Source organism: Bacillus sp. SYZHCR11 (assembly GCF_057196865.1).
Window position 1 is genome coordinate 110,815 of the sequence record NZ_JBXUND010000004.1, and the last position, 26,198, is coordinate 137,012.

Consider the following 26,198-nt stretch of genomic DNA (forward strand, 5'->3'; position numbering starts at 1 on the left):
GAATTCCTCCTAAAAGTCCGTACTAAAAAACGGTTTATGTCATAAACGTGTTACTATATATGTAACAAATCAGATGCAAAGGGGCTTGCGATGTTTATACGTACGGAAAATTTCCAGACTTTTATCAGACGTTATCCGGCCGTCAGCTGTATCTTGGCGCTGCAGGCGTTCTTGTGGCTGTTTTTCAGTATGCCGCTTCATTCCGTCATGATGTGGTCAGATGCAGTGACCGGCTATAATTACGGCGTTTCCTCGGGAGAATGGTGGCGGCTGGTGACACCGATGTTTTTACATGCGAATTTCACTCACCTTTTGTTTAACTCCATGTCTCTCTTTTTATTCGCGCCCCCGCTGGAGCAGATGCTCGGAAAAGTCCGTTTTCTGATTGTGTACATCGCATCGGGCATTATCGGCAATATCGGCACATATCTTGCCGAACCGCTTGATTATGTGCATGTCGGCGCATCCGGCGCGATTTTCGGACTTTTCGGCGTGTATGTGTTTCTGACTGTTTTCCGCAAGGAGCTGATCGGCCGGGACCAGTCGAAAATGATTATGACCCTGCTTATCATCGCGGTACTGTCGACGTTTATCAATTCTAATATTAACATTATGGCGCATTTGTTCGGACTGGCAGGCGGATTTTTGCTTTCCTTTTTATGCGTGCAGCAAAAAAAGCGGCGGTATTAACCGTCCGCTTTTTCATATGAATACCAGCGCCCGATGCGTTCGGCATCTTCCTCGCTGACATCCTTCAGCATGACATGCTCCATGTGGTGAGCTGATTTCACTGCGGTAGCCACAGATGCGAGCCGCCTTCTTTTTTGCAGAAAGGAGCGGCTGACTTCAAACATCTGCATTCTTCTTCTCAGCATAATCGTGGTCGTCTTCCCGATCAGCCGTGTGGTGAGCTGTAGCCGGCCTCCGTTTAAGCACCATGACGCGCTCTTAAATGAGGCGTAGCCCAGCACCAGTTCGACGGGAAGCACAAGGAGCGATGCATACCCCCACGGTTTAAACAGAATACAAAGCGGAATGATCACGAAAACCGAGAAGATAACGGAGCGGAATAAATACCGGCGCAGCGCCCTTTTCGGCAAATGATTCCGGTTTTCTTCCAGTACGTAATCCGGTGTGAAACCGTTCAGCATCACAACGAGCTTTGATTTGCGGATGATCGGAAACAGAATCGTCTGAGCTCCTTCTTTCTCATTCCCCGCACTTCCCGCGCTGACAATCGCAACCGTCGCGTATCCGAATAACTGCCTGATTACATTTTCTTTAATTTTAATGGCTTGGATTTTACGGAGCGGGATGGTCACTTGATGTTTTTCAATAATTCCTCTCGTAATGACCAATTCGTGTTCCTTTTTTTCTATCTTAAAGTTGGCATGCTTGATCATCATACCGGCGATGCTTAACAGCCAGGCGATGAACAATCCTATAAAAATGATCACGGCGTATATGCCGATGCTCGCATGCTTGAGAAAAGAAAACCTGTCGTAGAGCCAGTCCATCGGAAGTACTTCATCAAGCTGAGAAAAGAGGGCGAATACCGCTGAGATGATGACACCGATCCCCCCGGATGTTGAGGCGGCCATAAGCAGCTCACCCACAGACAGGCGGTAAACGGATTGCACATCTTCCCCGCGGATCGGCTCCTGCTCCGCTGCGGTCTCCCCTCGTTCTTCTTGTTCCGCTTTTTGCTGAAAAACAGCCGCTCTGATCCGTTCCGCCTCTTCCACAGTAATGGCGGATAAGACGGCCTCGGCGTTTTTCCCGTCGCCGGCCGTTTCGATTTGAAGCTTAACAAGCTTAAAAAGCTGCTGAACGATGCCGGCACTCGTATTCATTGATTGAATCCGGTCAATGGAGATGTATCTCTTTTTCGTAAAAAACAAGCCTTCTTCAATTCTGAATTCTCCGTCCTCAATCCGGTATGTAAATTTTCTCCACTCGATCACACTTGCCGTAATCAGCCAGATAAGCAGGACAGCGAGCGCAATGCCTCCGTAAAAGCGGATGAAGTGGTTGGAATTAACAATATAGACGAGAAAAAATGGCAGAATAATGTTTTTAATGGTTTCGATAATAATATGGAATAAGTTCAAAATCACGGCCGCCGGGTGCAGACGTTTCGGTTCAGACATCATCTTCCGTCACCCTTGCCAGACGGGAAATGGAATCCCTCAGCCGGTCAGCTTCCTCCATATCAAGCGCCGGAATGGAATGAACGGTTGCCGCCGTGGAGATTTTGACTGAGGCCAGGCGGTACCTTCTGAGGAGCGGGCCTTGTGAAGTATCTACGTGCTGCACCCTCACCATCGGCACAATGACCCGTTTGACTATAAAAATGCCGGATTGAATATCAATTTCATTTTCATGGACCTCATAGCGCCAGATCCTGTGCCTGATTTTCGGTATGGCATAGACGGATATCACTGAACCGATGACCCAAATGATGCCGAGGACTCCGGTGATCCAATACGGCCAATGGAAGAAATGGCTTAAAACAGCTGCTGCTATAACGGCCAGAAGACAGAAGGCGGACAGGATGATTTCCTGAAGACGCCAGACTTTTAAGCCGCTTGGACTGATTCGATTTTTTGGCTGTGCTCTCAACATACCTACCTCCCATTTTTTATCATACATACAAATACGGCTGATTTGCAAAAAAGATTCACTTTCCGGCATATCAAAAAAAGCGGACCCCGTAAAAGGGTCCGCTTCCTGTGTTTTAGTATGATTTTTTCTGGCGTCTGTCACCTGAAGAACGGCGGTCGCTTGAGCGTTTTTTATCGTAGGAAGAACGGTTGTTGTTTTTCCCTTTGCCGCCGCGGTAGCCGCCGCCTTGGCCGTCTCTGCGCTTAGAAGTACGCTGGTTTTTATAGCGTTTGCTGACCATCGGCGCTTCATCAGTAAGGCGTACAGGCGTGCTGTCCGGCTCTTTTGTCGCCATTTTAATGGCTGCAGCCACAACTGTCACTGCATCATGATCTTCTAACAATTCCGCAGCTGCCGTCATGTAGAAGTTCAGGTTGTTTTCGCTGATCGCCGTGCGCAGACGGTCAACCGTCACCTGCTGCTGACCTTCTAATGCTTCGTCAAGCGTCGGCTCTTTCATGCGGTCCATTTTGCGTTTTGTCGTTTGTTCGATCGCGCGAAGCATGTTTTTCTCACGCGGTGTGATAAACGTCATCGCCATACCCGTTTTTCCTGCGCGTCCCGTTCTTCCGATACGGTGAACGTAACTTTCAGGATCTTGAGGCACGTCAAAGTTGTAAACGTGGGTAACACCTGAGATATCAAGTCCGCGGGCAGCAACGTCAGTCGCTACAAGCACTTCGATCGCACCTTCTTTAAACTTACGGAGCGCTACCATACGCTTCGCCTGCGTTAAGTCGCCGTGAATTCCTTCAGCCGCATATCCGCGAAGGTTCAGCGCTTCCGTCAATTCGTCAACACGGCGTTTTGTACGGCCGAATACAATCGCAAGTTCCGGAGACTGAATGTCAAGAAGACGAGTCAGCGTATCGAATTTTTTGCGCTCCTGCACTTCCAAGTAGAACTGCTGAATGTTGGACACAGTCATTTCTTTCGCTTTTACTTTTACGTGTTCCGGCTCAGTCATGAAACGCTCTGCGATCCGTTTGATCGGCGCAGGCATTGTTGCTGAGAATAAGAGCGTTTGGTGGTCGCTCGGCACGTTTGAGAGAATGGATTCAATATCATCAATGAATCCCATGTTCAGCATTTCATCAGCCTCGTCCATGACAACCGTGTTCACGTTGTTTAAACGGATCGTGCGGCGGTTGATATGGTCAAGAAGACGCCCCGGCGTACCTACAATGATATGCGGGTTTTTCTTCAATGCGCGGATCTGACGTCCGATATCCTGACCGCCGTAAATAGGCAGCACTTTCGCACGCTTATCTTGTCCGATTTTATATAACTCTTCAGATACTTGAATGGCTAATTCACGGGTTGGCGCGATTACGATTGCTTGAATATTAGGAGACTCGGGGTTCATTTTTTCAACAAGGGGTATACCGAACGCAGCTGTTTTACCTGTACCTGTTTGCGCTTGTCCGATGACATCTTTATTTAAAAGTCCGAGCGGAATCGTTTGTGCCTGAATCGGTGTTGCTTCTTCAAATCCCATACGATTGATTGATTTCATGAGATCAGAACTTAATTGGAAATCTTGAAACGTTATAGTCAAATTATTCAAACTCCTTCTGATTGCTGTTTCAGTAATGTCGTGATTTACCACTAAAAACTGCCCTTTCATCCAAAGGACAGGATCATACGTATACAAAGCCCGAATTACTTTACGTTTAATCTTACCATTACACTATGTGTTTTTCAATAAGGCGAGATGGTCAGGCGGCCGGAAGCGGCCTGACCGGATTCTTCCCGCAAACGAGGCCGGACCCCGCGCCGGACGGGATTTCCCAGCCGGCGGCCTTTCTTTTTCATACGGACAGAATTATTTCACCCTGAATTAGTTTCTTCATTTTTGTATATTTTTATAATGCTGATCAGTATTTTTTCAGTTCTTCTCTAATAAATCTTTAACGATTTCTTCGAGCTTCATACCTCTCGATGCTTTAAACAGAAGGAGATCGCCGGAAGCGGCCATATCCTGTATGGCGTGAAGCAGTTCTTTTTTGTCGAGATAATGGCTGACGCGCCCTTCTTCAAAATGCCGGCGCGCTCCGTCTGCGATGAATGCGCCGAGTGTGCCGTAAGTAAATACATGGTCAATTTCCGCCGGATTGATCGCAGCTCCGCATTCTTCGTGGAATGCTTTTTCTTCATCACCGAGTTCAAGCATATCACCGAGCACGATCATTTTCTTCCGATAGCCTTTCATCGTTTCGATTAATTCGACCGCCGCTTTCATTGACGTCGGGCTCGCATTATACGCGTCGTTTACGATCGAGATGCCGTTTTCCGTTTTAACCAGTTCCAATCTCATCCCCGTCACCTTCAGGCGGCTCAGTCCCAGATCGGCATTTTCCGGCGTAATGCCGAAATAGATGCCGGCGGCGTATGCGGCCATGGCATTCATCACATTATGTCTGCCGAGAACCGGAATAAAGAAAGAACGTTCGATCCCGTCGATACTGAAGTACGTGCCTTCTTCCGCCTGTTTTATTTCTTTCAGGCGGAGATCATTGTCAGCGCCTGCGCCGTATGTCGTTGTCCGGCAAGTGTACGCCTTTTCGCGGAGCAGCGGCTCATCCCCGAAATAAAACAGAACGCCGTCTTCCCGAAGTCCGTTTATAATTTCAAGTTTCGCCTCCGCAATTCCTTCTCTTGAGCCTAAATCCTGCATGTGGGATTCGCCGATATTGGTAATGACGGCAGCTTCCGGTTCAGCAAGACGGCTCAGAAAATCAATTTCGCCTCTCGCGCTCATTCCCATTTCTAAAACGGCGATTTCTGTATCTTCAGGCATGGCAAGCACGGTCAGCGGCAGGCCGATATGGTTGTTGAAATTGCCGGCGGTTTTGTGAACACGGTACTGAGTGCTGAGAACGGCGTGAAGCATGTCTTTCGTTGTCGTTTTTCCGTTGCTCCCGGTCACCCCGATGACCCGTGTGCCGAGTTCTTTCAAATAAGCTTTCGCCAATGTCTGCAGCGCCTCCAGCGTGTCATCGACAAGGATGACGGCACGCTCTTCCGGCGGATTCGGTTCAGAGCGGTCCCACAACACCGCGGAAACGCCTTTTTCGAATGCTTGCGGCACAAAGGTATGGCCGTTAAAATGCTCGCCTTTTAAAGGAATGAACAGCTGATTTTTTTCCAAAGTCCGCGTATCGGTTGCGGCGCCCTCAATCATTGTTTGTTCAAATACAGGGTTTGTCAGTGTGCCTTTGACCATGTCGGCGATTCGTTTTACAGTTCGCTTTATCAAAGGTGGCACCTCGCTTTCTGAAAATGTTGTCTGTTACGGGAAAAGACACTGCCCCTTCAGGCAGTGTCCGTCTTCATTAAAATGTATGTTTAATCAGCTGTTTTTCGGCATGGCGTTCTTTTGCCAGCTCAACCAGCTGTTCGATCAGATCACTGTAATCTACGCCTGCTTCTTTCCAAAGCAGCGGGAACATGCTGAATGGCGTAAAGCCCGGCATTGTGTTCACTTCGTTAATGAGCACTTGACCGTCATTGGTCAGGAAGAAATCGGCGCGGACAAGGCCTGATCCGTCAATCGCTTTGAAGGCTTTAATCGCCATCTCGCTGATTTCCGCATATTGTTCATCCGTCACTTGCGCGGGAATCATTAAATCCGTGTCGCCGTCTTCATATTTCGCTTTGTAATCGTAAAAGTCGGTTTTCGGCGCGATTTCACCGACGGCGGAACATTTCGGTTCGTCATTTCCGAGTACGCCGATTTCGATTTCTCTGCCGGCGATTCCTTCTTCCACCACAATTTTCCGGTCATACTCAAAAGCCAGTTCGAAGGCTTTTTCAAGCTCTTCACGGTTTCGGCATTTGCTGATTCCGACGCTTGACCCGAGGTTCGCCGGTTTGACGAAGCACGGATATCCCAGCTTCTCTTCAACCTGCTGTAAGCAGCTGTCCGGCGTCTGTTTCCAGTCCTTTTTTAAGAAAGCGGCGTACTTCGCCTGCGGAAGCCCCGCTTGAGCGAACAAATGCTTCATGATGACTTTATCCATGCCGGCTGATGATGCAAGCACTCCGTTGCCGACATAAGGAACGTTCAGCAATTCCAGCAGTCCCTGAATGGTGCCGTCTTCACCGTTCGGTCCGTGCAGAAGCGGAAATACGACATCGATCGGCGCCTTTTCGTCAGGCGACGCTTCAGGAAACATTTCCCGGTTCAATGCTGATAGAGCGAAACTTTCACCGTTTTGTTCCAGCTGAAGCATTTTCACGTTGGAAACCGGCTCAGTCAGCAGCGGGCCTCTTTGCCATTCTCCTTTTTCAGTGATGTAAATCGGATGTATATCAAACTTCTCAGTATTAAGCGCTTTTGTTACAGCTAATGCTGTCTGCAGCGATACATTGTGTTCGGCTGACTTTCCGCCGTACACCAATCCTAGACTTGTTTTCAATGGATATTCCCCCCACAACAATTCATCTTTACTATCTTATCACTTTCCTCAGAAAATGATCTAATTATTTTTGGGCATTCTGAATATGAAAGCATTTGTATGTAATTCCTTTTTATTTTATATTAAAATGGCATGGAAAAGGAGATGTGTCATATGAAAAAAATCAGTACAACAGAACAATTTAATGAACTTATTCAATCCGACAAGGAAATCATCGTGAAATTTTTCGCTGACTGGTGCCCTGACTGCACGCGCATGAATATGTTCATCGGCGATATTTTGGAAGAATATAATCAAAATGATTGGTATGAGCTGAACAGAGACGAGCTCCCTGAGCTTGCTGACAAATATCAGGTAATGGGCATACCGAGCCTTCTGATCTTTAAAAACGGCGAAAAGAAAGCGCATCTTCACAGCGCAAACGCGAAAACGCCCGAAGAAGTCACAGAGTTTTTATCACAGCATATTTAATTCGTTTCACGATCTTTGTTTATGACTTCAGGCTCTACATGAACATGGACATGAGTCACATCATGTTCATGTTTTATTGCATATTCGACTTCATCGGCTACTTCATGGCCTTCTTTCACAGACAGTCCCGGATCTACCGTAATGACCATTTCCACATGAACCGTGCTCCCCAAATACCTTGCTTTCACATCCTTCAGCCTGCTGACCTCTTTTATTTCTTTCACTGTGTGTTTATACGGCTCCAAATCTTTCAGATCAAACCCGTCCGTTAATGAGTGGGAAGCATCTTTGAAGATGTCCCATGCCGTCTTACAGATGATAATTCCGATCAGAAAAGCAATGACCGGATCAATCCACGGCAGATGAAGCCGGGCCGTTAAGACGCCTATCAACGCCCCAATACTGACATAGGCGTCAGAACGGCTGTCTTTCGCCGCCGCATGAAGCGCAGAACTTTTAACCCGATCCGCAAGACGGCTGTTATATACATACATGCCGTACATGACAATCGCGCTTCCGAGCGCCGTCCATGCCGCAATGAAGCTCGGCTCGGCCTCCGTTCCGCTGACAATCGCCTTTGCTCCTCCGATCAGCACTTCAATACCGACCGCCATCATAATAAAAGACGCAATTAATGAAGAAATTGTTTCAGCCCGATAATGTCCGTAGGCATGATCACTGTCCGCGGGGCGCTGGGAAATCCGGAGCCCGATCAGCACAGCCAGTGATGCGGCAATATCCGTGGCATTATTTAACCCGTCCGCTCTGAGCGCTTCGGAATGATAAATAAGACCGATCACCAGTTTGACGGCGGCAAGGATGAGGTACGCGGCGATATTAAGAATCGCGCCTTTTTCGCCCCGTTTTAAGTTTGCCGTTTGATCATTCATGTAAGGACTCCTCCATTCTCATTCATAGTATGGATGGAAAAGCGGAAAAATAGCAGCTTTGATCTGACCAAATGCAATATTCGACAGCATTATTCCCCGGGAAACTATTTGTCGAAAAATTGGCGGTATTTTTCCTTTACATATGAATATGTCCATTGTATACTTTCATTAACTGATAATGATTCTCAATATCAATTGATTAGGAGGGTAATCATGAGGTCTTCTCCTCAGCTCAGATCATCAGTTGAAGGACGAAAAAAACATCTGATCCATTTGCTGATCAATAACGGAATATACAAAAAGTCGGAACGGCATTTATATGAATTATCGCTCGGAGAATTAGAAAGCGAATACAAATATGTAAGGAAGGTGCGGGCTCATGGCGAAACGTAAAATAAAAACATACGAACAGCTGATAAAAGAAAACAAGGCGGCCATTATGAATAATCAAAAGCTGATGAATGTGATCTATGACAGAATTGACCGCAAGCATCAAAAACTGCTCCGGCACAACAGCCATACATAAAAAGAGCCTTTTTCAGGCTCTTTTTTTTATTGCTCAAAGGCTTCCGCCGCTAATTTGCCGATGACCGCATCGTCCATCGGCGGATTGTGAAGGCCGGCCCGGGCATCCCGATAATACCGCTGAAGCGGATTATTTCGCTCCAGGCTTTTTGCGCCGGTGATTCTCATTGCTTTGTCAACAACAGAAAGGACGGCATTTGTCACAATATGTTTAGCCGCGCCGAGCTCGCTTTTGATGAAAGGGCGGCGTTTCGGATCATCATACATTTGCGCCGCCGTGAAGAGAAACTGTCTCGCTTTTAACAATTCAAGCTCCATTTCCCCGACACGCTGCTGAACGGCCGGCACGTCTTTAATCGGTCCGTTCAGGCTGTTCGGCGAATATTCAGATGCAAACCGGACGGCATAGTCCCTTGCCGCTTGAGCGATGCCCAGATAAGCAGCGGGAATGTGAAGCAGCCAGCCATTCACTTTCGCCGCTCTCGGCCCGCTGATAAGCTCCACAAGCCGCTCGTCACTGACCGTGACATGATCTAAAAGGAGATCATGGCTTCCGGTCGCCTTCATGGCAATCATATCCCATGTTTCTTCGACTGAAACGCCTGCCTGATCTTTATGAATGAGAAAAACACCGGTCGTTTGTTTTTCTTCAATCCATGCCGTCACAAGCATATAATCCAAAGTCAGTGAAAGGGTTGTAAAGGTTTTTCGGCCGTTCAGCACCCATTTTCCGTCTTTTTTGACAGCGGAAGTGCCGGGTCTTCCTCCCCTCGTCGGACTGCCGGTCTGCCGTTCCGTCGCTGCCCTGTTCAGGACGGCTCCCTTTTTCACCTCTTTTGTGATAAATGAAAAGACACCTTCATCCCAGCTGTTTCCTTCTCCGAGCTCACCCATGACGGATAAATGCCAGCCGATTCCGAGAGCGACGGCCGCGTCTCCCCGCGCCAGCCGTTCCTGAAACAGCACCATCTCATAAACGGAAATGCCTGCACCGCCGAAGGCCTCAGGTACCGTTAACGCCGTATATCCCGCGTCGCGCAGTCTTTGAATTTTCTCCGCGGGAAAACGGCCCGCCTCATCATCAAGCGCGGCTGTTTTTTGAAATTCGTCTGCAAGCAGGCCGATTTTTTCCATCCATTCCCGCTGCCGTTCATTCTGTATCCATAAAGACACTAGAATCCCCCCATTATAATTCCGATAAAGTTAATAAGTATTATAGAGATTCAAGTCTCGTTTCGCAACTGTAAGGCTGTACAAAAAAACACGCTATTCCATAGAATAGCGCGTTCAGACTGCTTCCGGGCCGCGGTCCTGCTTGAGCCCGAGATAAATCAGCATATATGTGAGATAACCCATCGTCATCACAAGCCCGCCAAAGAAAAAGCTTGAAAAAATCGGCTCTTCAAACGCGGTAACCGCCGCAAGCACGATCCAGCTTGCATACAGGTAGATGATGAAATAACGGAATCCCGTCTTCATTTTATATAAGAGAAACAGCCCCACTGTAGAAAACAAACCCAGCGCAAGCCTGAAATAAACAAGATGTTCGAATTGAAACATGAATGACACAAAGGAAAAACCAAGCAATAACACAATCGGTAATGCGGTAATAAAATTTCTCAAGTGAGCACCTCCGTCATTACCTTTATTATAAATCAAAATAGCATAAATTATTGATTTATCGTGATCTTTTTCACAAAAATGTCATTCCTTTACTTTATACCCGAACATCGCGTTTGCAAAAGCTCCACCAAGCGACGGCTAAGAAGAATACGATATGGATAATGATAATGCCTGCGGAAAATAACGGCGTCATTCCCGCAAACAGCGGCTTCGCCCCGCTCATATATTGCGTCAGGTCAGTATTTGCGAACAGCAGAAAACTACCCCATTTATTTTGGAAGAGCGACATAATCGTCACAAGTGATTTTGCGCCGTACAGCACGATAAATGACAAAATGACGGCCGTTGCGCTGTTTCGGAATACAGAAGAACACAACAAGCCAAAGCATGCCATCGCAAACGCCTCGACCCAGTTCGTGCCGATTACTTTCAGGGTGTTCACAAGAAGCGTCCCTGATTCAGATGTCACCGACACTCCGAAGAAAGCCATGCCGAACAGCAGAGACAGAATATAGTACGCCGCATACAGGTACAAGCTGACCAAAAATACGGTAATGAGTTTAGATACAAAAATCCGCTCCCGCTTTACCGGGCGGATTAACAAAAATTTGATCGTTTTCTTATCAAATTCAGCGGAAATGATCGTTGCCGCGATCACGATCGTTAATGCCTCAAGCAGAATATTCAGCCCGGGGGCGTACGCCATATAGCCGATGAAATTCTCATCCGTTCCGGAACTGATGACAAGCCGTTTAATGACAAGCGCCATAATAAATTGGAGAACAGCCATCAGAATCAGCGCCACTAATGAGACTTTTCGGTTAAAGAGTTTCATATGCTCATTCGCTGTCAATTTAAACATTCGTCTCCCCCTCCTCTTGAAGCGCCGTCGTCACTTTCATGAATTCATCCTCCAGCGATTCCGCATACGGCATGATGGAATACACGAGAAAGTCTTGTCCGACGAGCGCACGGTTTAATGCCGGGATGTCCTTCTTCGCTACGGTGACGGTAATGCTCCCGCCGTTTTTCTCCGGAACGAATTGCTGCTGGGACAGCCATTCGAAGGCTTCGTCAGCCGGCTGAATGTCGAGGATGGCTTTTTCTTCTTTTTCCGCAGCGCCGCGCAGAACAACCTCTGTTTTGATCTCACCTTTTTGAATGATGATGACACGGTCGCAAAGGTCTTCCACTTCACGCAATAAATGCGTCGCAAAAAGGATGCTCGTCCCTTCAAGCTCCGCGAGTTCCTTTAAGTGATTGCGGAAATCCTTCATTCCGCCGGGATCAAGCCCGTTTGTCGGTTCATCTAAAATGAGCAGATTCGGACGGTGAAGAATGGCCTGTGCAATCCCGAGACGCTGACGCATGCCAAGGGAATACGTTTTAACTTTGTCATGAACGGCATTTGTGAGCCCGACCCGCTCGATGACTTCCTGAAGCCTGTCCTCTTTGATGTTTTTGTGCATGTTGGCAAAGTGCTTCAGATTTTCCCACCCCGTCAGGTACGGGTAGAATTCAGGATTTTCCACGATCGCTCCGACGGATTCAAGCGCTTTTTCGAAATCAGCATCGTGCTGAAAGCCGTTAATTGTAATCGTGCCGCTGTTTTTCTTTAAAAGGCCGACGATGATTCGGATAAGTGTGGTTTTTCCCGACCCGTTCGGACCGAGCAAACCGATGATCTCGCCCTGCCTGACATCCATGCTGATGTTTTTTAAAATGTGCTTTTTGCCTAGTGTTTTGTCAAGGCCTTCAATATGTAAAATCGGCTCAGTCATACAGCCTTCCTCCTTTTTCACAAAAAATAAACAGTGCCCGTACATAGGCACTGTCTGCATTATAACATTAGTCATATATTCGTGAAGAGCCGGAGCCGTCGTTATGTCTTATCCGGGACCGGTCCGTTTTTTTCCTTCTCCTCATTATTGACGACATCCAGAATATCAAGCAGGAACACAAAAATCGGAATTCCGATAATCAAGCCCCAAATGCCGAAGAAATGTTCTGAGAAAATCAGAACCGTAAAGGTAAAAAAGATCGGCAGTTCCGTTTTTGCTGACATCAGTTTCGGATTAAGGAAGTACGTCTCAATCGCATGAATGACGAAAATGACCAGCACGATGTAGATGACGTACGCAGCGCCGCCCGTCGTATACGCAATGATGCTGAGCGGAATGAGCGAAATCACCACACCCGCCACGGGAATGAGCCCGAGGAAAAAGACCATGATGGACAGGCCGAACAGCTGCGGAAAATGCAGAATCGCCAATGCGATCAAGGTGAGGATACAGTTCACCAGCGCGATAATAAATTGGGCTTCAAGCACTTTGCCGAATGTTCTCGCAAATTTGCTGCCGAAATAAGCAAGTTCGTAGTAAAAAACAGACAGCTTGCTGTGCTGAAATTTTTTCATAAACTCCGTGAGCCGCTTTTTCTCGAACAGGAAAAACATGCTGAGAATCAGTGACATCACGACCTGCAAACCGAAAGTGCTGATATCGGCCAAGTATGTATACAGTACATTAAAACCTTCTTTTACATAGGAACCGATATTGATATCGCCGAACACGCTCGATATCTCATCATAAAACGGAATGACATCGGGATGATACGCGATGTGCTTGATCTGCTTAATCAGCTGTTCAATCTGCTTGGCAACAATCGGGTAAAAGACAAAGCCTCCGACAGTCGCCCCGACAGCCAGCGCAATATATAAAATGGTGATGACCACCCTCTGGCTGATCCGGAAAAAATGGTTCAACACATGCCGGATGACAGTCTCCAGCCGATCCATCAGAAAAGTAAAAATAAACGTAAGCAAAATCAAATTAATCATACTTCGGAATACAACTAACACCCCAGTCAAAACAAGAAAAACGGAAAAACGTCTGACACCCGGATGCTGAAAAAATTTAAAAATAGCCGCCATTTATACACTCCTGCTAGGACAAAAAGCCCTTAGATTTCATCTTTCACTCTCTAATTGTAAATTATATAACAAAATGACGCTAAGGTCTTTGTCCACCTCTTAATAAATTTAAACAAATTTATCTTTTTTACTCATGGCGGCCGAAAAAAAGAACGGCATGCCGGATGCATGCCGTTCCTTTCCTTTTATACCGCCGTTTTCATTTCTTTTACGGCCTGTGTGCTTTTCGCTTCGTCAAACTCATTTTCGCTCTTGGCTACGATGATGGTGGCGATTCCGTTTCCGATCAGGTTGACGATCGCCCTTCCTTCACTCATAAAGCGGTCAACGCCGAGGAGCAGCGCCAGTCCCTCCAGCGGAATAACCTGAAGCGCCGATAAAGTGGAGGCGAGCACGATAAATCCGCTTCCGGTTACCCCCGCCGCGCCTTTTGATGTCAGCATCAGCACGAGAATGATCGTAACCTGCTGGCCGATGGTAAGATCAACGCCGAACACCTGCGCCAGAAAAACCGTCGCCATGGACAGATAGATCGAGGTGCCGTCCAGGTTAAAAGAATATCCCGTCGGAATGACAAGGCCGACAACCGATTTGGAACAGCCGTAACGCTCCATTTTATCCATCATCCGCGGAAGGACGGACTCAGAAGAGCTTGTGCCGAGAACGATGAGCAATTCATCTTTAATAAAACGGAGATAGTTCCACAAGCTGAAACCGAATAGTTTGCAAATGATATTCAAAGCGACAAATACAAACAGGAACATCGTAACGTATACAGACAGCATCAGACTCGCCAGCGGCTTGATGGAATCAAGGCCGAAGTGCCCGATCGTATAGGCCATGGCCCCGAATGCGCCGATCGGCGCCGCGCGCATGATGTAGCCGATGATTTTGAAAAAAACGTGCGACAGTTTATCAAAGAAATCAATAATGCTTTTGCCTCTTTCACCGAGCGCCGCCAGGCCGACACCGAATAAAACAGAAAAGAATAAGACCTGAAGAATGTCGCCTTTTGCGAAAGCGTCAACCATATTTGACGGAACGATGTGAGTGATAAATTCAATCCAGTCAATCCCCTGTCCCCCGTTTTGGGTGTACTGAGAGACATCCCCTTTTTCAAGCTTGCTGTAATCAAGGCCCTCACCGGGTTTCATGATATTGACGACCAGAAGTCCGATAATAAGGGCGATGGTGGTCACGACTTCAAAATAAATAAATGCTTTTCCCCCGACTTTGCCGACTTTTTTCATGTCTCCCATCTTGGCGATGCCAAGCACGATCGTCAGGAATATGATCGGTGCGATAATCATTTTTACCGCATTGATAAATGTATCGCCGAGCGGCTTCATCTGCTTCCCGGCCTCAGGCCAAACGAGTCCGACAATGACGCCGATGATCACCGCCGTGATGACCTGCACCGTAAGATTTTTGAAAATTTTCATTCCTACTCCCCCTTGCCTCTCGCTGCGTCTATACAAAAATGATAGCGTTTTCATACGAAGAGGGGAAGCTTATGATCATAACGGACATTTTGGTCTTTTTGGTCTCGGCTAGCGGACGAATTTGTAGCGGTTAACCGGCCGTCCCACTCCCCCGTATTGAATGTCGAGCTTAATCTGGCCGTCCTTCTCAAGAAAATCAAGATAACGCCGCGCCGTCACCCTTGCGATTCCGAGCGCTTTGGCGGCTTCTTCAGCTGAAAGCGGCTCCGTCTGCTGTTTCATATAGGTCAAAATTTCATTCATCGTAAAATGGTTTAACCCCTTCGGCAGATCCCGGGACGGATTTTGCGGAATTTTCAGCAGCATGTCAAGCTGCTCTTGCGACATCGTGTCATGCTCTTCAATTTTCCGTTTATATTGTTTATAGTTTTCGAGCGCCTGTCTCATCCGCTCCAGCTTAAACGGCTTCAAAATATAGTCGGCCGCACCGTTTTGCAGCATAAGCTGGATTGTTTCTTTGTCTTTTGCGGCCGAGACGATGATGACGTCCACTTCGAGCTTTTGTTTTCTGATTTCCTGGAGCGTTTTAATTCCGTCTTTTTTCGGCATGTATACGTCTAATACCACGAGCCCGGGCCGCAGATCTTTTATAAGCCTGATTCCCTCGTCTCCGTCAGCGGCCGTGGCGATGACGCTGAACCCTGAAACACCGGTGATAAATTCTTTATTCACCTCCTGCACCATCGGGTCATCTTCAATAAGCAGCACCTTGATGTCCATCGAATGATTTCTCTCCCTTCATCGGAAATAATATAGAAAATGCCGTTCCCTGTCCCTGCCGTGTGTCGACTTCAATAACGCCCATCCCTTTGTCGACGATTTGTTTGACGAGGTACAAGCCGTATCCCGTTCCTCCCGTTTTATTGACGGTAAACCCTTTGTCATAAAGGCGCGGGATGTGCTGATCGGAAATCCCGCTTCCGTTGTCTTCTATTAATATAGCAAGCACTTCATCATTTTGCTCGATACTGATGTCAATATGTTTGTCCTCCGTGTCCGCTGTTTCGAATGCGCCGAACGCATTTTCAATTAAATTGCCGAGCAGGACGACGATGTCATGCTGGTCGACATGCTCCGGAAATGCCGAGAAACTGCTGTTTTCATCAATTTTCACAGAAATGCCAAGCTCTTTTCCTCTTTTGATTTTGCTTAACAGCAGTCCCGCCGCGGCGTCATTCTGAATGGCCTGATGAAGAAAATCAGTGACGCTTTCTTGTTCTGATGATTCCTTAAAAGCAAGCCGGAGCGCTTTTTCTGATTTTCCGAGCTGAATCAGCCCCGCGATGGTGTGAAGCTTGTTCATATGTTCATGATTTTGGACTCTGAGCGCATCGACAAAATTTTTCACACCTGTCAGTTCTTCCGCCATTTTCGCCGCTTCCGTCCTGTCCTGAAAAATGGCGACGGCTCCGATGACCTTCTTTTTCATGACAATCGGAATTCTGCTGCTCATGATCACCTTTCCGCTGACTTGGATTTCTTCATTATATACGGCTCGGTTCCGCTCGACGATTTCAGGGAGCCGCGAATCTTTTAACACGTCCCAGATCAGCCTGCCGTCGGTCTCTTGTCTGACATTGAATATCTGCTTCGCTTTTTCATTAAAAATGGTGATGTGATGCTGATTATCGATCGCAATGACGCCCTCATTCATCGAATGAAACGTAGCGGTCCGTTCCTCATACATTCTCACGATCTCATGGGGCTCGAGCCAAAACATTTGTTTTTTGATGTGGCGGGCCAGCAAAAAGGAGCCGGCCAGTCCGAACCCGAGCGCCAGCAGAACGATAAACAGTATTTCATGTTTCAGCTGAAGAAGAATTTCACCGAATCCGGGCAGCGTTTTACCGGCAAGGACAACGCCGATCTGATTCAAATCCCGGTCTTTGATGGGATAAAAAGCGCGGACGGCGGTGCCGATCTCTCCCTTTGCTTCGGAAAAATAAATGTGCTCGGCGAACGCCGCGGCTTCGTCCTCACCCCTTGAACGCTTTCCGATCATTGTGCTGACGGGATGTGAATAGCGGATATGATCCATATCCATGACGACGATGTAGTCCGCTTCATTGATGATCCTTATTTCTTCGACCGCATGGCGCACGTCTTCCCTTTGTTTTTTCTGCTCCAGGGCGCGTTTGACATCGGTCATCTCAGATACCGTCCGCGCGGTATTCATCAGCCGTTTTTTCAGCTCGCGCTCCTCTGTATGCTGGATATTGCCGACCAGCACGATGCCGACGATCAAAAAGGTAAAAAGCACGACGATATAAGAAAGTATGGTGATTTTCCAGCGGATGGTAAGCTTTTTTTTCGTCATTGGCCTCTTCCTTTCCGTCTCTTTACGAAAACGGCCCGCCCGATTATGCTTGTTATAGAAAATGGCGGAGGGGGTTTTCGATGAAAAGCTTGCTGACTTGTCTCAGCCTGATGGTACTCGGTATCGGAACCGCTTTATTCATCGGCTTTCATGATCGTTTCTCAACGGAAGAACCGTATTATGATGACGAACAGGAAGGCCTGAAAGATCAAATGGTTTTCAAATTCAGCCATGTCGTGGCTGAAAACACGCCTAAAGGGCGGGCGGCGAATAAATTTGCCGACCTGGTCTATCAAAAGTCCGGCGGTACCATTAAAGTAGAGGTATTTCCAAACGGGAGCCTCTATTCAGATAATGAAGAAATAAACGCCCTCCAAAACGGGGACGTGCAATTCATCGCTCCCTCCACCTCAAAGCTCGGATCACTGTCTCCCGAATGGGGTGTTTTGGATCTGCCGTACGCGTTTACAAACTATAAAGCCGTGCAAGAAGGCCTCAACGGCAAAATCGGCACGCGCCTGTTCGCTTCTTTAGAAAAGCATCATTTGAAAGGACTGGCGTACTGGACGAACGGGTTTAAGCAGCTCACGTCAAATAAAGGGCCGATCTTCACTCCGGACGATTTGAAAGGGCAGGCGCTCAGGATCATGCCGAGCAGCGTGATCGAAGACCAGTACCGCCTGCTCGGCGCGCACCCGCGGCAGGATTCCTTTAATTCCACGTTTCAGCTCTTGGAAAGCAATCTCGTAGACGGAGAGGAAAATACGATTTCAAATATCTATTCTAAAAAATTTTATAATGTTCAAGATTATTTGACAATCAGCAATCACGGGTACCTCGGTTATGCCGTGATGACCGACGAGCATTTCTGGAATTCACAGACAGAAAAAACGAGAACCATCTTAACGGAGGCGATGAGAGAAACGACGGAATGGAACGAAGCCTCCGCTGAGAAAATGAATAAAGACCAGCTTGAAGAGATAAAGAAGAATTCATCCATTCATATTCATGTGCTGAGCAAAGCGGAAAAGAACACATGGATGAAACGCCTCGACCCGATTTACGGACAATATGAACAGGTGATCGGCCGCGGGCTTGTGCAGGATTTGTTATCCTTGCGCCGCGAGCCTTAGCAGGACCAATACGCCCATCTCCGTTTCATCCCTTTTCCCGCCGGGGAAGTAAATAGGGACAGAGCAAAAAAGGAGATGGAGACATGTTTACACATACGAAAAAACTGCAGCATCCGGCTAAACCGGATCGTCCTGACCCGCTGTTCGCAAAAAAGATGCAGGAAATTTTAGGGGGACAATACGGGGAAATATCCGTCGCCATGCAATATTTGTTCCAAGGATGGAATACACGGGGCAATGAAAAATATAAGGATCTTCTGATGGATACCGCGACGGAAGAAATCGGCCATGTCGAAATGATCGCGACGATGATTGCGAGACTGTTAGAAGACGCCCCGCTGGCAGAGCAGGAAAAAGCGGCTGATGATCCGGTCATCGGGTCCATTTTAGGCGGGATGAACCCGCATCATGCCATTGTCTCAGGACTCGGCGCCATGCCGGAGAGCAGCACGGGCGTTCCGTGGAGCGCAGGCTATATCGTCGCAAGCGGAAACCTTCTGGCAGACTTCCGCGCCAATCTGAACGCCGAATCACAAGGAAGGCTTCAAGTCGCACGCCTGTATGAAATGACCGATGATAAAGGCGTGAAAGATATGCTCAGCTTTTTATTGGCCCGCGATACCATGCATCAAAACCAATGGCTTGCGGCCATTAAAGAATTAGAAGAACAGGAAGGTCCGATCGTTCCTTCGACATTCCCGAAGGCGCTGGAAAAACAGTCATTCTCCCATAAGCTTATTCATTTCTCAGATGGAGCAGAAAGCGCTGAACAAAATTGGCTGAAGGAAACAGCGCCGGACGGAGAACCATTTGAATACGAAAAGGAACCGAAAGCGCACGGCGAAATAGCTAAGCTGGACCCCGTCCCGCCGTATGTCCACAACACGCTTCCCGGACGAAAATAAAAAAGCCTCTAAAGGGGCTTTTTTTATGTGCGCACAACTGTCCAATCCGGTTCGTATCGGATGTCCAGGTGATGTAACAGCTCGTGAATGAAAGGTTCATCCCCCTCGTACAGCATCACTTCCATTGATAGAATCGCAGCCTTCTGCTCATTTTCTTCGTATATGCGGTCATGTTCGTTCTCCATAAAATCATCATAGGCCTGTCTGTTCTCCCAAACGCTGATGATCTCTGCGATGAACAGGCCGTCTGCGTTTTTCCGCCAGCCGCCGGCCTGTCTGACGAAGCCATTTACACATGATAATGCTCCCCACCTTGACTGTGCTTGCGCAAATGCTTCAGCGTTTGCAGCGTCTGTTTCACATACAATCTTTTTGATCAGCATGACCGTTCCTCTGTGATGACTGTTTTCGCATGCGTATGCTCGACACAGAGATTCACGGTTCTGACGTAAGAGCGGGTGCGGTGAATCGTGCCTTTCGGGATGAGCAGGCTGTCATTTGCTTTGAGCACTGCGGTTTCTTTGTCCTTAAAATCGATCAGCAGCTCACCTTCCAGAACGATGAACCATTCATCTGAGTCAGGGTGATGGTGCCAGTCATATTCTCCCGTAAACACTGCGAGGCGCACACAGTGGTCATTGATCTCCGCGATTGAAAAATTGTCGTGTTTTTCTTTGACTTTATTGGCGATTGCGAGCAAATTCAGCATGTCAGACACGAGTGAAAAACCCCTTTTTCATTTTATTGTATCGGTTTTGCGGCTCAGATCAAGATTTTCCCAAAATCAAACGCGATCCGGCTGATGTGCCGGATCGCTTTTGATCTGCAGGTTGTCTGCCTTTTATGCTTTTATTAGCTGCTTCGTCTATTTCCGCCTTTTTGGCCGATTTCTTTATAAAACTCTTTGTCATGATTTTTACTTGTAGCTTCTCCGCCTTTTTGGCCGATTTCCTGATAGAATTCCTTGTCATGGTTATTGCTTGTGGCTTCTCCGCCTTTTTCACCGATTTCCTGATAGAATTCTTTGTCGTGATTTTTGCTTGTGGCTTCTCCGCCTTTTTGACCAATTTCCTGATAGAATTCTTTGTCATGGTTATTGCTTGTAGCTTCTCCGCCTTTTTTACCTGCTTCTTCTCTGCTCATTTTGTTATTATCTTGTGCCATTTTTGAATTCCTCCTTTAATTGGTGTTGGTTGTTGGTTTCCCGATTTCAGAACTGCTAAACAAAGAAAACACATTGAATGTGTTTTCGGGTGGTTTTTTATCATTCTGTATCGTTCATGCGTTTTAGAATCCGGCGTTTTTTATAAAGCATGATGCCTGTTTCCGCGATGCTTTCTAAAGCTGAACGGTTGGCGGACGCGCCGAAGATGATGCCTGCGGCCGGAACCATTTGCAGCAGTTTTTTCGCGGCGAACGTATCGCGGTAGCTGTAAACGACTTCCCGCCAGCCTTGGATTTGCGAGGCGACGCGCTGATAGGTTTGGTCGTTTTGATCATATTGCCGTAAATCTTGCAGGATCGCTTTTTTTCCGATGACGTCACTGGATGCAAGCTGAAGCAATTTGACGATAAACACGCGTTCTTTTTTGTCTTTCGGATCAAAGCCGTAAGCAACCGCGATATCTTGCAGCGTCTTTAAGGACAGGCCGAGCATCGCCGGAATGTCTGCCGCAAGCGTAAACACGCCGCCGACTCCCGTTGCGGCTCCCTGCACCGTCGCGGCCTTTACGCTTGTACGCGCTATGGCTTCTGCGATTTCGTCCATGACGGCAAGCGGCGCATTGCGGATGTCGTGAAGCGTTTGACATGTACCGTGCGGCAGCCGTTTTTGAAACTTTTTCATGATGCGCTTTTCTGATGTAAGGTACTGTCCGCCTGACTGAATAAACGTTCCCGTTTCATCGAGAATGAGTCCGATTTTCCTCTGAATAAATTGCGGTGTCAGCTTGTCCAAAAGCTGAAACGGCAAGCGGGTGAATGTTTGCCAGAACATCGCCCTCTGCTGCGCCTTTTCCCATTTTTGAATGTCTCTCAGTTGTCTTTCCAGGTCTGTCCGCTCTTCTGTCACCCGTCCTGCACGTCCTTTCTGATTTCTTTCTACATAGTATACCTTTATGGCGTTTTCTTTTTACACCCGGCCGGACTTTTTATCCGGAAAACATTCCATTGATTAATTTTCTTCAAATTCTATATATTGTATAATTTTGAATAATACGATTGAAGGAGAATGCTGTATGCAATGGATTTATTTAAGTTTAGCGATCATTTTTGAAGTATTGGGTACGGTCAGCATGAAATTATCAAATGGATTTACAAAACTTGTTCCAAGTATTTTATTGTTATTGTTTTATATCGGCATCCTTTGTTTTCTTACTTTGACTTTGAAATATATAAGTGTCTCCATCGCGTATGCGGTCTGGTCGGGAATGGGGATCGTACTGATTTCCGCGATCGGAATTTTTTTCTTTCATGAACAGTTCTCTGTTATAAAAGCTGTCTCTGTTCTTCTGATCATCATCGGTGTCGTTTCCTTAAACTTTATTTCCGAAAGTGAAACGTCATCAAACGGCATCAGCGTTCATACGGACAGAAACAGATGATGAAAGGGTTAAAGGTTCTCTTCCTCATTACAGATATTGGATTTATCATTTATTGGATTGTTACTTTTTTTGAGTGGATTCCAAAAAACATGGCGTTTAAAGATTATGATAACGCCATGATAATGGCCTGGAACTGGTCATTCTTTCCCCTAGATATTTTCATTTCATTGACCGGGCTGTACAGCTTGTTTCTTTATAAACGGAAACATTCGTTATGGCGCCATTTCGCATTAATATCACTTGTGCTGACCTTTTGTTCAGGCCTGCAAGCGATTGCCTTTTGGGTATTTATCGGTGATTTTGATCTCATGTGGCGGGCATTCAATCTGTACTTGCTTCTTTATCCTTTATATTTTATTCGGAAATTGCTGGTCTCTCGTAAAAATAGCTGTCATTCTTTTTGATGAGGCGGTTTTCTTTTTCTTCAGGCGGGAAACACTTTTCATAAAGGAGTGATAGACATGCCTTGGTCTATGAAGGATTATCCGCAATCATTGAAGAATCTCGAGGAACCTGTGAAGAAAAAAGCGATCGAAATCGCGAATGCGATGGTAGATGAGGGTTATGAAGAAGGACGGGCTATTCCCATTGCGACAAGTCAGGCGAAAGAGTGGAAAAAAAACGCTTCTAAAGAAGAAATCGATCAGCTGATGAAACACGATGATGAAACGAAACGCGGAAATTGAATCGGAATATAGAAAAACCCCGCTCTCAAGAGAACGAGGTTTTTCTGCTTATAAACCGTAATAATAAGATAGTGTGGTGACTGAAACGTAGCCTGTCGCTCCTGCATACGTGACTTTCAGCCATTTATTGGAATTGGTGTAGTGGCCTTGAACATATTCTCCGGTGACCCAAGAACCTGTAATTTTTTTACCGCTTGAGAATGTTGTGATCGTTGAACAGCTGACCTTAGAGCATGAGCGCATATTAGCACCGTAAATACCGACTGTGCCCCCGCTGGCTAAAATGGAAACGTCCGGTTCAGCTTTAGGTTTGAAAGCTGCTGCTGATGCAGAGCCGCCAAAAGCGAATAAAGAAACAGCAAAAATCATGGCTAAAGAAATGATCGACAAACGACGTACCAAGAAAATTCCCCCTCTTTTATCATATGGCCGGAAAGCTTTCCTGACGTTATTATACTTTTTTGCCCGGAAGACTGAAATAAGTCTAATGCTCCAACTTCTTTTCTTCGCAAGTGACCATTCCGATTCTTTTTTTGATAGATAACAGCCGTTTATTGGACTGGAATCACTGATATATCGTTGATTCAAACGTTTATTCAGAGCGGCCGGAGTTTTTCCGGAGGTCATTTGAATGGTACAGAAAGGTTTTATCTTCCAATGGAAAGAAACATTATTATTCTATTTACCCGGGAAAACGGAGGAAATACTGCGTCTTTTTCTCAGGATCAGTTGCACCGGACAGAAAGTTGTGAAGTTATATAGGCAAGTGTCCTCTTTTCACCTTTTTAAAAGAACGCTCCACGCATCCGTGCATGATTGGAGGCGGAAACACGCTTTGCGAACGGCATCGCTTCTTTCCCGGAACGATGCCGTTTTCATTTTCGGACCTTTCTTCGGCGGGATACATATCATAGATAAAACAGGGCATCAATGTGCCGGTTTATTGAACATAAAGAACTTGACATCTCATAATAGCGGATTTATGATGTAGATAAAATAATTTGCATCTAGGAAACTTTTTGTTATTTAGCTAAAAATCTATCGGAATTTAGGTGAGACATAATGAGCAAAGACATCTCAGCACAATCACTGCAAGCAAAAGCCGTGCAGGATGCACTTGACGGCAAAAGCAAGGGATTCAAGCGGCTTCTGCCTTTCTTAGGCCCAGCCTTTATCGCGGCGATTGCCTACATTGATCCGGGAAACTTCGCTACGAATATCTCAGCTGGTTCGAAATTTGGGTATATGCTGCTGTGGGTCATCCTCTTTTCAAACTTGATGGCTTTTTTAATTCAAGTTCTTTCCGCGAAGCTCGGCATTGCCACGGGTAAAAACCTTCCGGAAATCGCCAGAGACCGGTATCCGAAATGGGTATCAGCCGGGCTGTGGATACAGGGTGAACTGGTGATTATGGCAACTGATCTGGCAGAATTTATCGGGGCGGCGCTCGGGCTCAACCTGCTGTTCGGCATACCGATGGTTGAAGCGGCCATTATTGCGGCGATCGGATCATTCGCGATTTTAGAGCTGCAGCGCCGGGGTTACCGGGCGCTGGAAGCGGGCATCGCCGGACTTCTGTTCGTCGTGGTGATCGCCTTCGCTCTGCAGACCTTCTTTGCCAAACCTGACGCCGGCTCTGTTCTCGAAGGGCTGTTTATCCCGAAAATTGACGGAATGGACAGTGTGCTCTTGGCAACCGGGATACTCGGCGCAACCGTGATGCCGCATGCCATTTACTTACATTCCGCACTGACACAGCGCCGTGTCGTCGGAAAAACGGATAATGAGCGGAAAAAGATTTTTAGATTCGAGACGATTGACATTCTCATCGCGATGGTGATCGCCGGGGCGATTAACGCAAGCATGCTCATCGTCGCCGCCGCGCTTTTCTTCAAGAACGGGCTGTATGTAGAAGATTTAGACGTGGCTTATCAGCAATTCGGCCACTATATCGGACCGGCTTCAGCCATTCTCTTCGGGATCGGGCTGCTGGCCGCAGGGCTTTCAAGCTCTTCTGTCGGCACATTGTCAGGCGATATTATCATGCAGGGCTTCATCCGTTACCGTATCCCGCTTTATTTGCGGCGTTTCATTACCATCATTCCGCCGATGATCATCATTATCTCGGGGGTCAACGCCACAGAAGCGCTCGTATGGAGCCAGGTCGTTCTTTCATTCGGCATCTCCTTTGCGCTCGTGCCGCTGATTATGTTTACAAGCAACAAACGCCTGATGGGCGCCCTGACGAACCGAAAATGGGTGACGGCTCTCGCCTGGCTGATTGCGGTTTTGGTGATCGCGCTTAATCTGTTTGTGATCTACGATTCATTCCGTTAGAAAAAAACCGGCCGTCAGCGGCCGGTTTTTCTTTTGACGCCGGGTGCCGTTCGTATCTTTTTCCGGGCGTTTTTGGTATGATAGAAGAAAAATCGGAGTTTTGCTTATGTCAGTATTTATCCTTTTTTATCTGTGGATTGTGCCGATTGTCATCGGTATCTTCTGTTCTCTTTTTGCTTATCGGACAACGGGTAAGAAACGTCTGATTCCCGGCTTTGTGATGATCGCATTAAGTATCGTTTCCTTAATCACGGGGCTTTGGATCGGCGGGGTGAACTATCATGTGTTCATCGGAGGCATGTTTTTATTCGGTACGTTTTTGGCCGGTTCCGCCTTCCCGTTTTTCTTCGCTCTCTCACGCAAACGAAAATAAACAGGCATGCCGCCTGTTTATTTTTTTTACCTAAGCCTGCATTATAAAAACCGCTCCGATAATGTGATTCCGCCTCAATCAGCCTATACATGCAGGCTCCAGCCCATGTTCATTTCACGAAACTGCAGCTAAAATAAATCCTGCCAAAAAAAAATTTTGAATTGCGAGAAAAATATCGTATTAAAATCCTATTTACCCAAAAAATACCTATTGATAGAATGGTATCTGAGAGGGAAAAATGTTCAAAGCGGATCATACAGGTCCCGCCTAAATACATAGTCTTTCATTTCTCTCTACACTACATTTCTAAAGGAGGATTTCCCATTAGACACGCAGCTAAAGGCATTCTGTTTGCCGCATCTTTAGCCCTTGTAACTACTGCTTTTGTCCCCGCATCCTTAGCTAAAGAAAATCATCATAATACTGCCAATGCCACTGGAACGACAAAATCATTTTTTTATCAGACTGATACGCAATTTTCCTACGGACTTAAAGCACAAAGCGATGCATCTGTGTCAAAACCAGTCAAAGATGTAATCAGAGAAGTGCTGAAAAATAAAACAAAATTATTCAATCTTGTTGAAAAATTAGCAGGAAAGAAAATAAGAAATGAACTCGAATCCGTTTTCAATGAACACATCGAACCGGTTTTAAAGAAAATGCTGAACGAGTATGTCGCCTTAAGCTGGACTGACGTGGAAAAGAATCTTTATCTTTCACTTAAAAAGTCCGGACTTTCTGACAGCCAGGCTAAAAACCTCGCTCATTTGACAACTTTAGCAATGAAAGCATTTTAAAATCATTCATAAATGATCG

At 46.7% G+C, this 26,198-nt stretch carries 29 protein-coding genes and 2 pseudogenes; 12 read left to right on the forward strand and 19 right to left on the reverse strand.

What is annotated here, in order from left to right:
- The first annotated feature begins 90 nt into the window (after positions 1–90).
- Positions 91–690 (forward strand): rhomboid family intramembrane serine protease, encoded by a 600-nt coding sequence (locus tag AC2CGA_RS15380; RefSeq protein ID WP_003156193.1) that lies wholly within the window; start codon positions 91–93, stop codon positions 688–690.
- On the opposite strand, the gene AC2CGA_RS15385 is transcribed toward AC2CGA_RS15380, so the two are convergent.
- The 5 genes from AC2CGA_RS15385 to AC2CGA_RS15405 form a co-directional block, all read right to left on the reverse strand.
- Positions 687–2,153 carry a PH domain-containing protein gene (locus tag AC2CGA_RS15385; RefSeq protein ID WP_003156194.1) on the reverse strand — a complete coding sequence of 489 codons (1,467 nt, stop codon included), beginning with the start codon at positions 2,151–2,153 and terminating at the stop codon, positions 687–689. The two genes, AC2CGA_RS15380 and AC2CGA_RS15385, sit on opposite strands and share 4 nt — an antisense overlap.
- Entirely contained in the window at positions 2,143–2,622 is a 480-nt protein-coding gene (locus AC2CGA_RS15390; RefSeq protein WP_003156195.1) for a PH domain-containing protein, read from the reverse strand. Before AC2CGA_RS15390 ends, AC2CGA_RS15385 begins: the two co-directional genes overlap by 11 nt.
- A gap of 115 nt (positions 2,623–2,737) precedes the next feature.
- Complete coding sequence (cshA, locus tag AC2CGA_RS15395) at positions 2,738–4,222, reverse strand: degradosome RNA helicase CshA (RefSeq protein WP_003156196.1); 1,485 nt, start codon at positions 4,220–4,222, stop codon at positions 2,738–2,740.
- A gap of 330 nt (positions 4,223–4,552) precedes the next feature.
- Positions 4,553–5,923, reverse strand: a complete 1,371-nt coding sequence (locus tag AC2CGA_RS15400) for a UDP-N-acetylmuramoyl-tripeptide--D-alanyl-D-alanine ligase (RefSeq protein ID WP_058906582.1) — start codon at positions 5,921–5,923, stop codon at positions 4,553–4,555.
- A gap of 76 nt (positions 5,924–5,999) precedes the next feature.
- Positions 6,000–7,085, reverse strand: a complete 1,086-nt coding sequence (locus AC2CGA_RS15405) for a D-alanine--D-alanine ligase (protein WP_119891452.1) — start codon at positions 7,083–7,085, stop codon at positions 6,000–6,002.
- A 153-nt stretch (positions 7,086–7,238) separates the two neighbouring features.
- Here AC2CGA_RS15405 and AC2CGA_RS15410 point away from each other — a divergent pair, with 153 nt between their 5' ends.
- Positions 7,239–7,556: a thioredoxin family protein gene (locus AC2CGA_RS15410; RefSeq protein WP_003156200.1), complete on the forward strand. Its 318-nt coding sequence runs from the start codon at positions 7,239–7,241 to the stop codon at positions 7,554–7,556.
- Here AC2CGA_RS15410 and AC2CGA_RS15415 read toward each other — a convergent pair.
- Positions 7,553–8,446, reverse strand: coding sequence for a cation diffusion facilitator family transporter (locus tag AC2CGA_RS15415; protein WP_103695301.1), 894 nt, complete (start codon positions 8,444–8,446; stop codon positions 7,553–7,555). The two genes, AC2CGA_RS15410 and AC2CGA_RS15415, sit on opposite strands and share 4 nt — an antisense overlap.
- 213 nt (positions 8,447–8,659) lie before the next feature.
- On the opposite strand from AC2CGA_RS15415, the gene AC2CGA_RS15420 reads away from it, so the two are divergent.
- Both AC2CGA_RS15420 and fbpB read left to right on the forward strand, forming a co-directional pair.
- Positions 8,660–8,839 carry a Fur-regulated basic protein FbpA gene (locus AC2CGA_RS15420; protein WP_003156203.1) on the forward strand — a complete coding sequence of 60 codons (180 nt, stop codon included), beginning with the start codon at positions 8,660–8,662 and terminating at the stop codon, positions 8,837–8,839.
- The gene (fbpB, locus tag AC2CGA_RS15425; protein ID WP_003156206.1) at positions 8,826–8,972 is read left to right on the forward strand and encodes a Fur-regulated basic protein FbpB; all 147 of its coding nucleotides are present in this window, start codon (positions 8,826–8,828) and stop codon (positions 8,970–8,972) included. The genes AC2CGA_RS15420 and fbpB overlap by 14 nt, the downstream gene beginning before the upstream one ends.
- A 26-nt stretch (positions 8,973–8,998) precedes the next feature.
- Here fbpB and AC2CGA_RS15430 read toward each other — a convergent pair whose 3' ends face one another.
- The 8 genes from AC2CGA_RS15430 to dctS form a co-directional block, all read right to left on the reverse strand.
- On the reverse strand, positions 8,999–10,144 hold the full coding sequence (locus AC2CGA_RS15430; protein ID WP_048367693.1) for an acyl-CoA dehydrogenase family protein: 1,146 nt from the start codon (positions 10,142–10,144) through the stop codon (positions 8,999–9,001).
- A gap of 114 nt (positions 10,145–10,258) precedes the next feature.
- Positions 10,259–10,594 (reverse strand): hypothetical protein, encoded by a 336-nt coding sequence (locus AC2CGA_RS15435; protein WP_003156210.1) that lies wholly within the window; start codon positions 10,592–10,594, stop codon positions 10,259–10,261.
- A 94-nt stretch (positions 10,595–10,688) separates the two neighbouring features.
- Positions 10,689–11,429: an ABC transporter permease gene (locus AC2CGA_RS15440; protein WP_088005483.1), complete on the reverse strand. Its 741-nt coding sequence runs from the start codon at positions 11,427–11,429 to the stop codon at positions 10,689–10,691.
- A 19-nt stretch (positions 11,430–11,448) separates the two neighbouring features.
- Positions 11,449–12,375, reverse strand: coding sequence for an ABC transporter ATP-binding protein (locus tag AC2CGA_RS15445; RefSeq protein WP_349686283.1), 927 nt, complete (start codon positions 12,373–12,375; stop codon positions 11,449–11,451).
- A 101-nt stretch (positions 12,376–12,476) separates the two neighbouring features.
- Positions 12,477–13,526, reverse strand: a complete 1,050-nt coding sequence (locus AC2CGA_RS15450) for an AI-2E family transporter (RefSeq protein WP_003156215.1) — start codon at positions 13,524–13,526, stop codon at positions 12,477–12,479.
- A 185-nt stretch (positions 13,527–13,711) separates the two neighbouring features.
- Complete coding sequence (dctP, locus tag AC2CGA_RS15455; protein ID WP_012116859.1) at positions 13,712–14,968, reverse strand: C4-dicarboxylate transporter DctP; 1,257 nt, start codon at positions 14,966–14,968, stop codon at positions 13,712–13,714.
- A 108-nt stretch (positions 14,969–15,076) separates the two neighbouring features.
- Positions 15,077–15,748: a two-component system response regulator DctR gene (gene dctR / locus AC2CGA_RS15460; RefSeq protein ID WP_003156219.1), complete on the reverse strand. Its 672-nt coding sequence runs from the start codon at positions 15,746–15,748 to the stop codon at positions 15,077–15,079.
- On the reverse strand, positions 15,723–17,345 hold the full coding sequence (gene dctS, locus AC2CGA_RS15465) for a two-component system sensor histidine kinase DctS (RefSeq protein ID WP_014304391.1): 1,623 nt from the start codon (positions 17,343–17,345) through the stop codon (positions 15,723–15,725). Before dctS ends, dctR begins: the two co-directional genes overlap by 26 nt.
- An 80-nt stretch (positions 17,346–17,425) precedes the next feature.
- Between dctS and AC2CGA_RS15470 the strand changes: the two genes are divergently transcribed.
- Positions 17,426–18,478 carry a TRAP transporter substrate-binding protein gene (locus AC2CGA_RS15470; RefSeq protein WP_014304390.1) on the forward strand — a complete coding sequence of 351 codons (1,053 nt, stop codon included), beginning with the start codon at positions 17,426–17,428 and terminating at the stop codon, positions 18,476–18,478.
- A gap of 83 nt (positions 18,479–18,561) precedes the next feature.
- Positions 18,562–19,383: a manganese catalase gene (locus tag AC2CGA_RS15475; RefSeq protein WP_003156225.1), complete on the forward strand. Its 822-nt coding sequence runs from the start codon at positions 18,562–18,564 to the stop codon at positions 19,381–19,383.
- A gap of 23 nt (positions 19,384–19,406) precedes the next feature.
- Here the strand turns inward: AC2CGA_RS15475 and AC2CGA_RS15480 are convergent, their stop codons facing one another.
- The 4 genes and pseudogenes from AC2CGA_RS15480 to AC2CGA_RS15495 form a co-directional block, all read right to left on the reverse strand.
- Complete coding sequence (locus AC2CGA_RS15480; RefSeq protein WP_327937960.1) at positions 19,407–19,766, reverse strand: DUF4937 domain-containing protein; 360 nt, start codon at positions 19,764–19,766, stop codon at positions 19,407–19,409.
- The gene (locus tag AC2CGA_RS15485) at positions 19,760–20,101 is read right to left on the reverse strand and encodes a cupin domain-containing protein (RefSeq protein WP_014304387.1); all 342 of its coding nucleotides are present in this window, start codon (positions 20,099–20,101) and stop codon (positions 19,760–19,762) included. Before AC2CGA_RS15485 ends, AC2CGA_RS15480 begins: the two co-directional genes overlap by 7 nt.
- 140 nt (positions 20,102–20,241) lie before the next feature.
- Positions 20,242–20,547: pseudogene (gene gsiB, locus AC2CGA_RS15490) on the reverse strand (glucose starvation-inducible protein GsiB); the annotation flags it as partial.
- 100 nt (positions 20,548–20,647) lie between these two features.
- Positions 20,648–21,454: an EcsC family protein gene (locus tag AC2CGA_RS15495; RefSeq protein WP_003156231.1), complete on the reverse strand. Its 807-nt coding sequence runs from the start codon at positions 21,452–21,454 to the stop codon at positions 20,648–20,650.
- 166 nt (positions 21,455–21,620) lie between these two features.
- On the opposite strand from AC2CGA_RS15495, the gene AC2CGA_RS15500 reads away from it, so the two are divergent.
- From AC2CGA_RS15500 to AC2CGA_RS15510, 3 genes and pseudogenes are all read left to right on the forward strand, one after another.
- Entirely contained in the window at positions 21,621–21,986 is a 366-nt protein-coding gene (locus tag AC2CGA_RS15500) for a DMT family transporter (protein WP_015388683.1), read from the forward strand.
- A complete protein-coding gene (locus AC2CGA_RS15505) occupies positions 21,983–22,390 on the forward strand; it encodes a DUF5360 family protein (RefSeq protein ID WP_349686284.1) in 408 nt (135 codons plus the stop codon). The genes AC2CGA_RS15500 and AC2CGA_RS15505 overlap by 4 nt, the downstream gene beginning before the upstream one ends.
- Positions 22,391–22,447: 57 nt before the next feature.
- A pseudogene (locus tag AC2CGA_RS15510) lies at positions 22,448–22,663 on the forward strand (DUF2188 domain-containing protein); the annotation flags it as partial.
- A 57-nt stretch (positions 22,664–22,720) separates the two neighbouring features.
- Here the strand turns inward: AC2CGA_RS15510 and AC2CGA_RS15515 are convergent.
- A complete protein-coding gene (locus tag AC2CGA_RS15515) occupies positions 22,721–23,074 on the reverse strand; it encodes a hypothetical protein (protein WP_007410203.1) in 354 nt (117 codons plus the stop codon).
- Positions 23,075–23,731: 657 nt separating this feature from the next.
- On the opposite strand from AC2CGA_RS15515, the gene AC2CGA_RS15520 reads away from it, so the two are divergent.
- From AC2CGA_RS15520 to AC2CGA_RS15530, 3 genes are all read left to right on the forward strand, one after another.
- Positions 23,732–25,009: an Nramp family divalent metal transporter gene (locus tag AC2CGA_RS15520; protein ID WP_088037511.1), complete on the forward strand. Its 1,278-nt coding sequence runs from the start codon at positions 23,732–23,734 to the stop codon at positions 25,007–25,009.
- A gap of 106 nt (positions 25,010–25,115) precedes the next feature.
- A complete protein-coding gene (locus AC2CGA_RS15525; protein ID WP_003156241.1) occupies positions 25,116–25,382 on the forward strand; it encodes a hypothetical protein in 267 nt (88 codons plus the stop codon).
- A gap of 161 nt (positions 25,383–25,543) precedes the next feature.
- Positions 25,544–26,179 carry a hypothetical protein gene (locus AC2CGA_RS15530; RefSeq protein ID WP_225630094.1) on the forward strand — a complete coding sequence of 212 codons (636 nt, stop codon included), beginning with the start codon at positions 25,544–25,546 and terminating at the stop codon, positions 26,177–26,179.
- Positions 26,180–26,198 lie beyond the last annotated feature (19 nt).

Excerpts from the sequence above, each read along its gene's own strand:
- AC2CGA_RS15380 (WP_003156193.1), top strand. The coding sequence starts at position 91 with ATGTTTATACGTACGGAAAATTTCCAGACTTTTATCAGACGTTATCCG.
- AC2CGA_RS15385 (WP_003156194.1), bottom strand. The coding sequence starts at position 2,153 with ATGATGTCTGAACCGAAACGTCTGCACCCGGCGGCCGTGATTTTGAAC.
- AC2CGA_RS15410 (WP_003156200.1), top strand. The coding sequence starts at position 7,239 with ATGAAAAAAATCAGTACAACAGAACAATTTAATGAACTTATTCAATCC.
- AC2CGA_RS15415 (WP_103695301.1), bottom strand. The coding sequence starts at position 8,446 with ATGAATGATCAAACGGCAAACTTAAAACGGGGCGAAAAAGGCGCGATT.
- AC2CGA_RS15420 (WP_003156203.1), top strand. The coding sequence starts at position 8,660 with ATGAGGTCTTCTCCTCAGCTCAGATCATCAGTTGAAGGACGAAAAAAA.
- fbpB (WP_003156206.1), top strand. The coding sequence starts at position 8,826 with ATGGCGAAACGTAAAATAAAAACATACGAACAGCTGATAAAAGAAAAC.
- AC2CGA_RS15440 (WP_088005483.1), bottom strand. The coding sequence starts at position 11,429 with ATGAAACTCTTTAACCGAAAAGTCTCATTAGTGGCGCTGATTCTGATG.
- AC2CGA_RS15445 (WP_349686283.1), bottom strand. The coding sequence starts at position 12,375 with ATGACTGAGCCGATTTTACATATTGAAGGCCTTGACAAAACACTAGGC.
- AC2CGA_RS15450 (WP_003156215.1), bottom strand. The coding sequence starts at position 13,526 with ATGGCGGCTATTTTTAAATTTTTTCAGCATCCGGGTGTCAGACGTTTT.
- dctP (WP_012116859.1), bottom strand. The coding sequence starts at position 14,968 with ATGAAAATTTTCAAAAATCTTACGGTGCAGGTCATCACGGCGGTGATC.
- dctR (WP_003156219.1), bottom strand. The coding sequence starts at position 15,748 with ATGGACATCAAGGTGCTGCTTATTGAAGATGACCCGATGGTGCAGGAG.
- dctS (WP_014304391.1), bottom strand. The coding sequence starts at position 17,345 with ATGACGAAAAAAAAGCTTACCATCCGCTGGAAAATCACCATACTTTCT.
- AC2CGA_RS15470 (WP_014304390.1), top strand. The coding sequence starts at position 17,426 with ATGAAAAGCTTGCTGACTTGTCTCAGCCTGATGGTACTCGGTATCGGA.
- AC2CGA_RS15475 (WP_003156225.1), top strand. The coding sequence starts at position 18,562 with ATGTTTACACATACGAAAAAACTGCAGCATCCGGCTAAACCGGATCGT.
- AC2CGA_RS15480 (WP_327937960.1), bottom strand. The coding sequence starts at position 19,766 with ATGCTGATCAAAAAGATTGTATGTGAAACAGACGCTGCAAACGCTGAA.
- AC2CGA_RS15500 (WP_015388683.1), top strand. The coding sequence starts at position 21,621 with ATGCAATGGATTTATTTAAGTTTAGCGATCATTTTTGAAGTATTGGGT.
- AC2CGA_RS15505 (WP_349686284.1), top strand. The coding sequence starts at position 21,983 with ATGATGAAAGGGTTAAAGGTTCTCTTCCTCATTACAGATATTGGATTT.
- AC2CGA_RS15525 (WP_003156241.1), top strand. The coding sequence starts at position 25,116 with ATGTCAGTATTTATCCTTTTTTATCTGTGGATTGTGCCGATTGTCATC.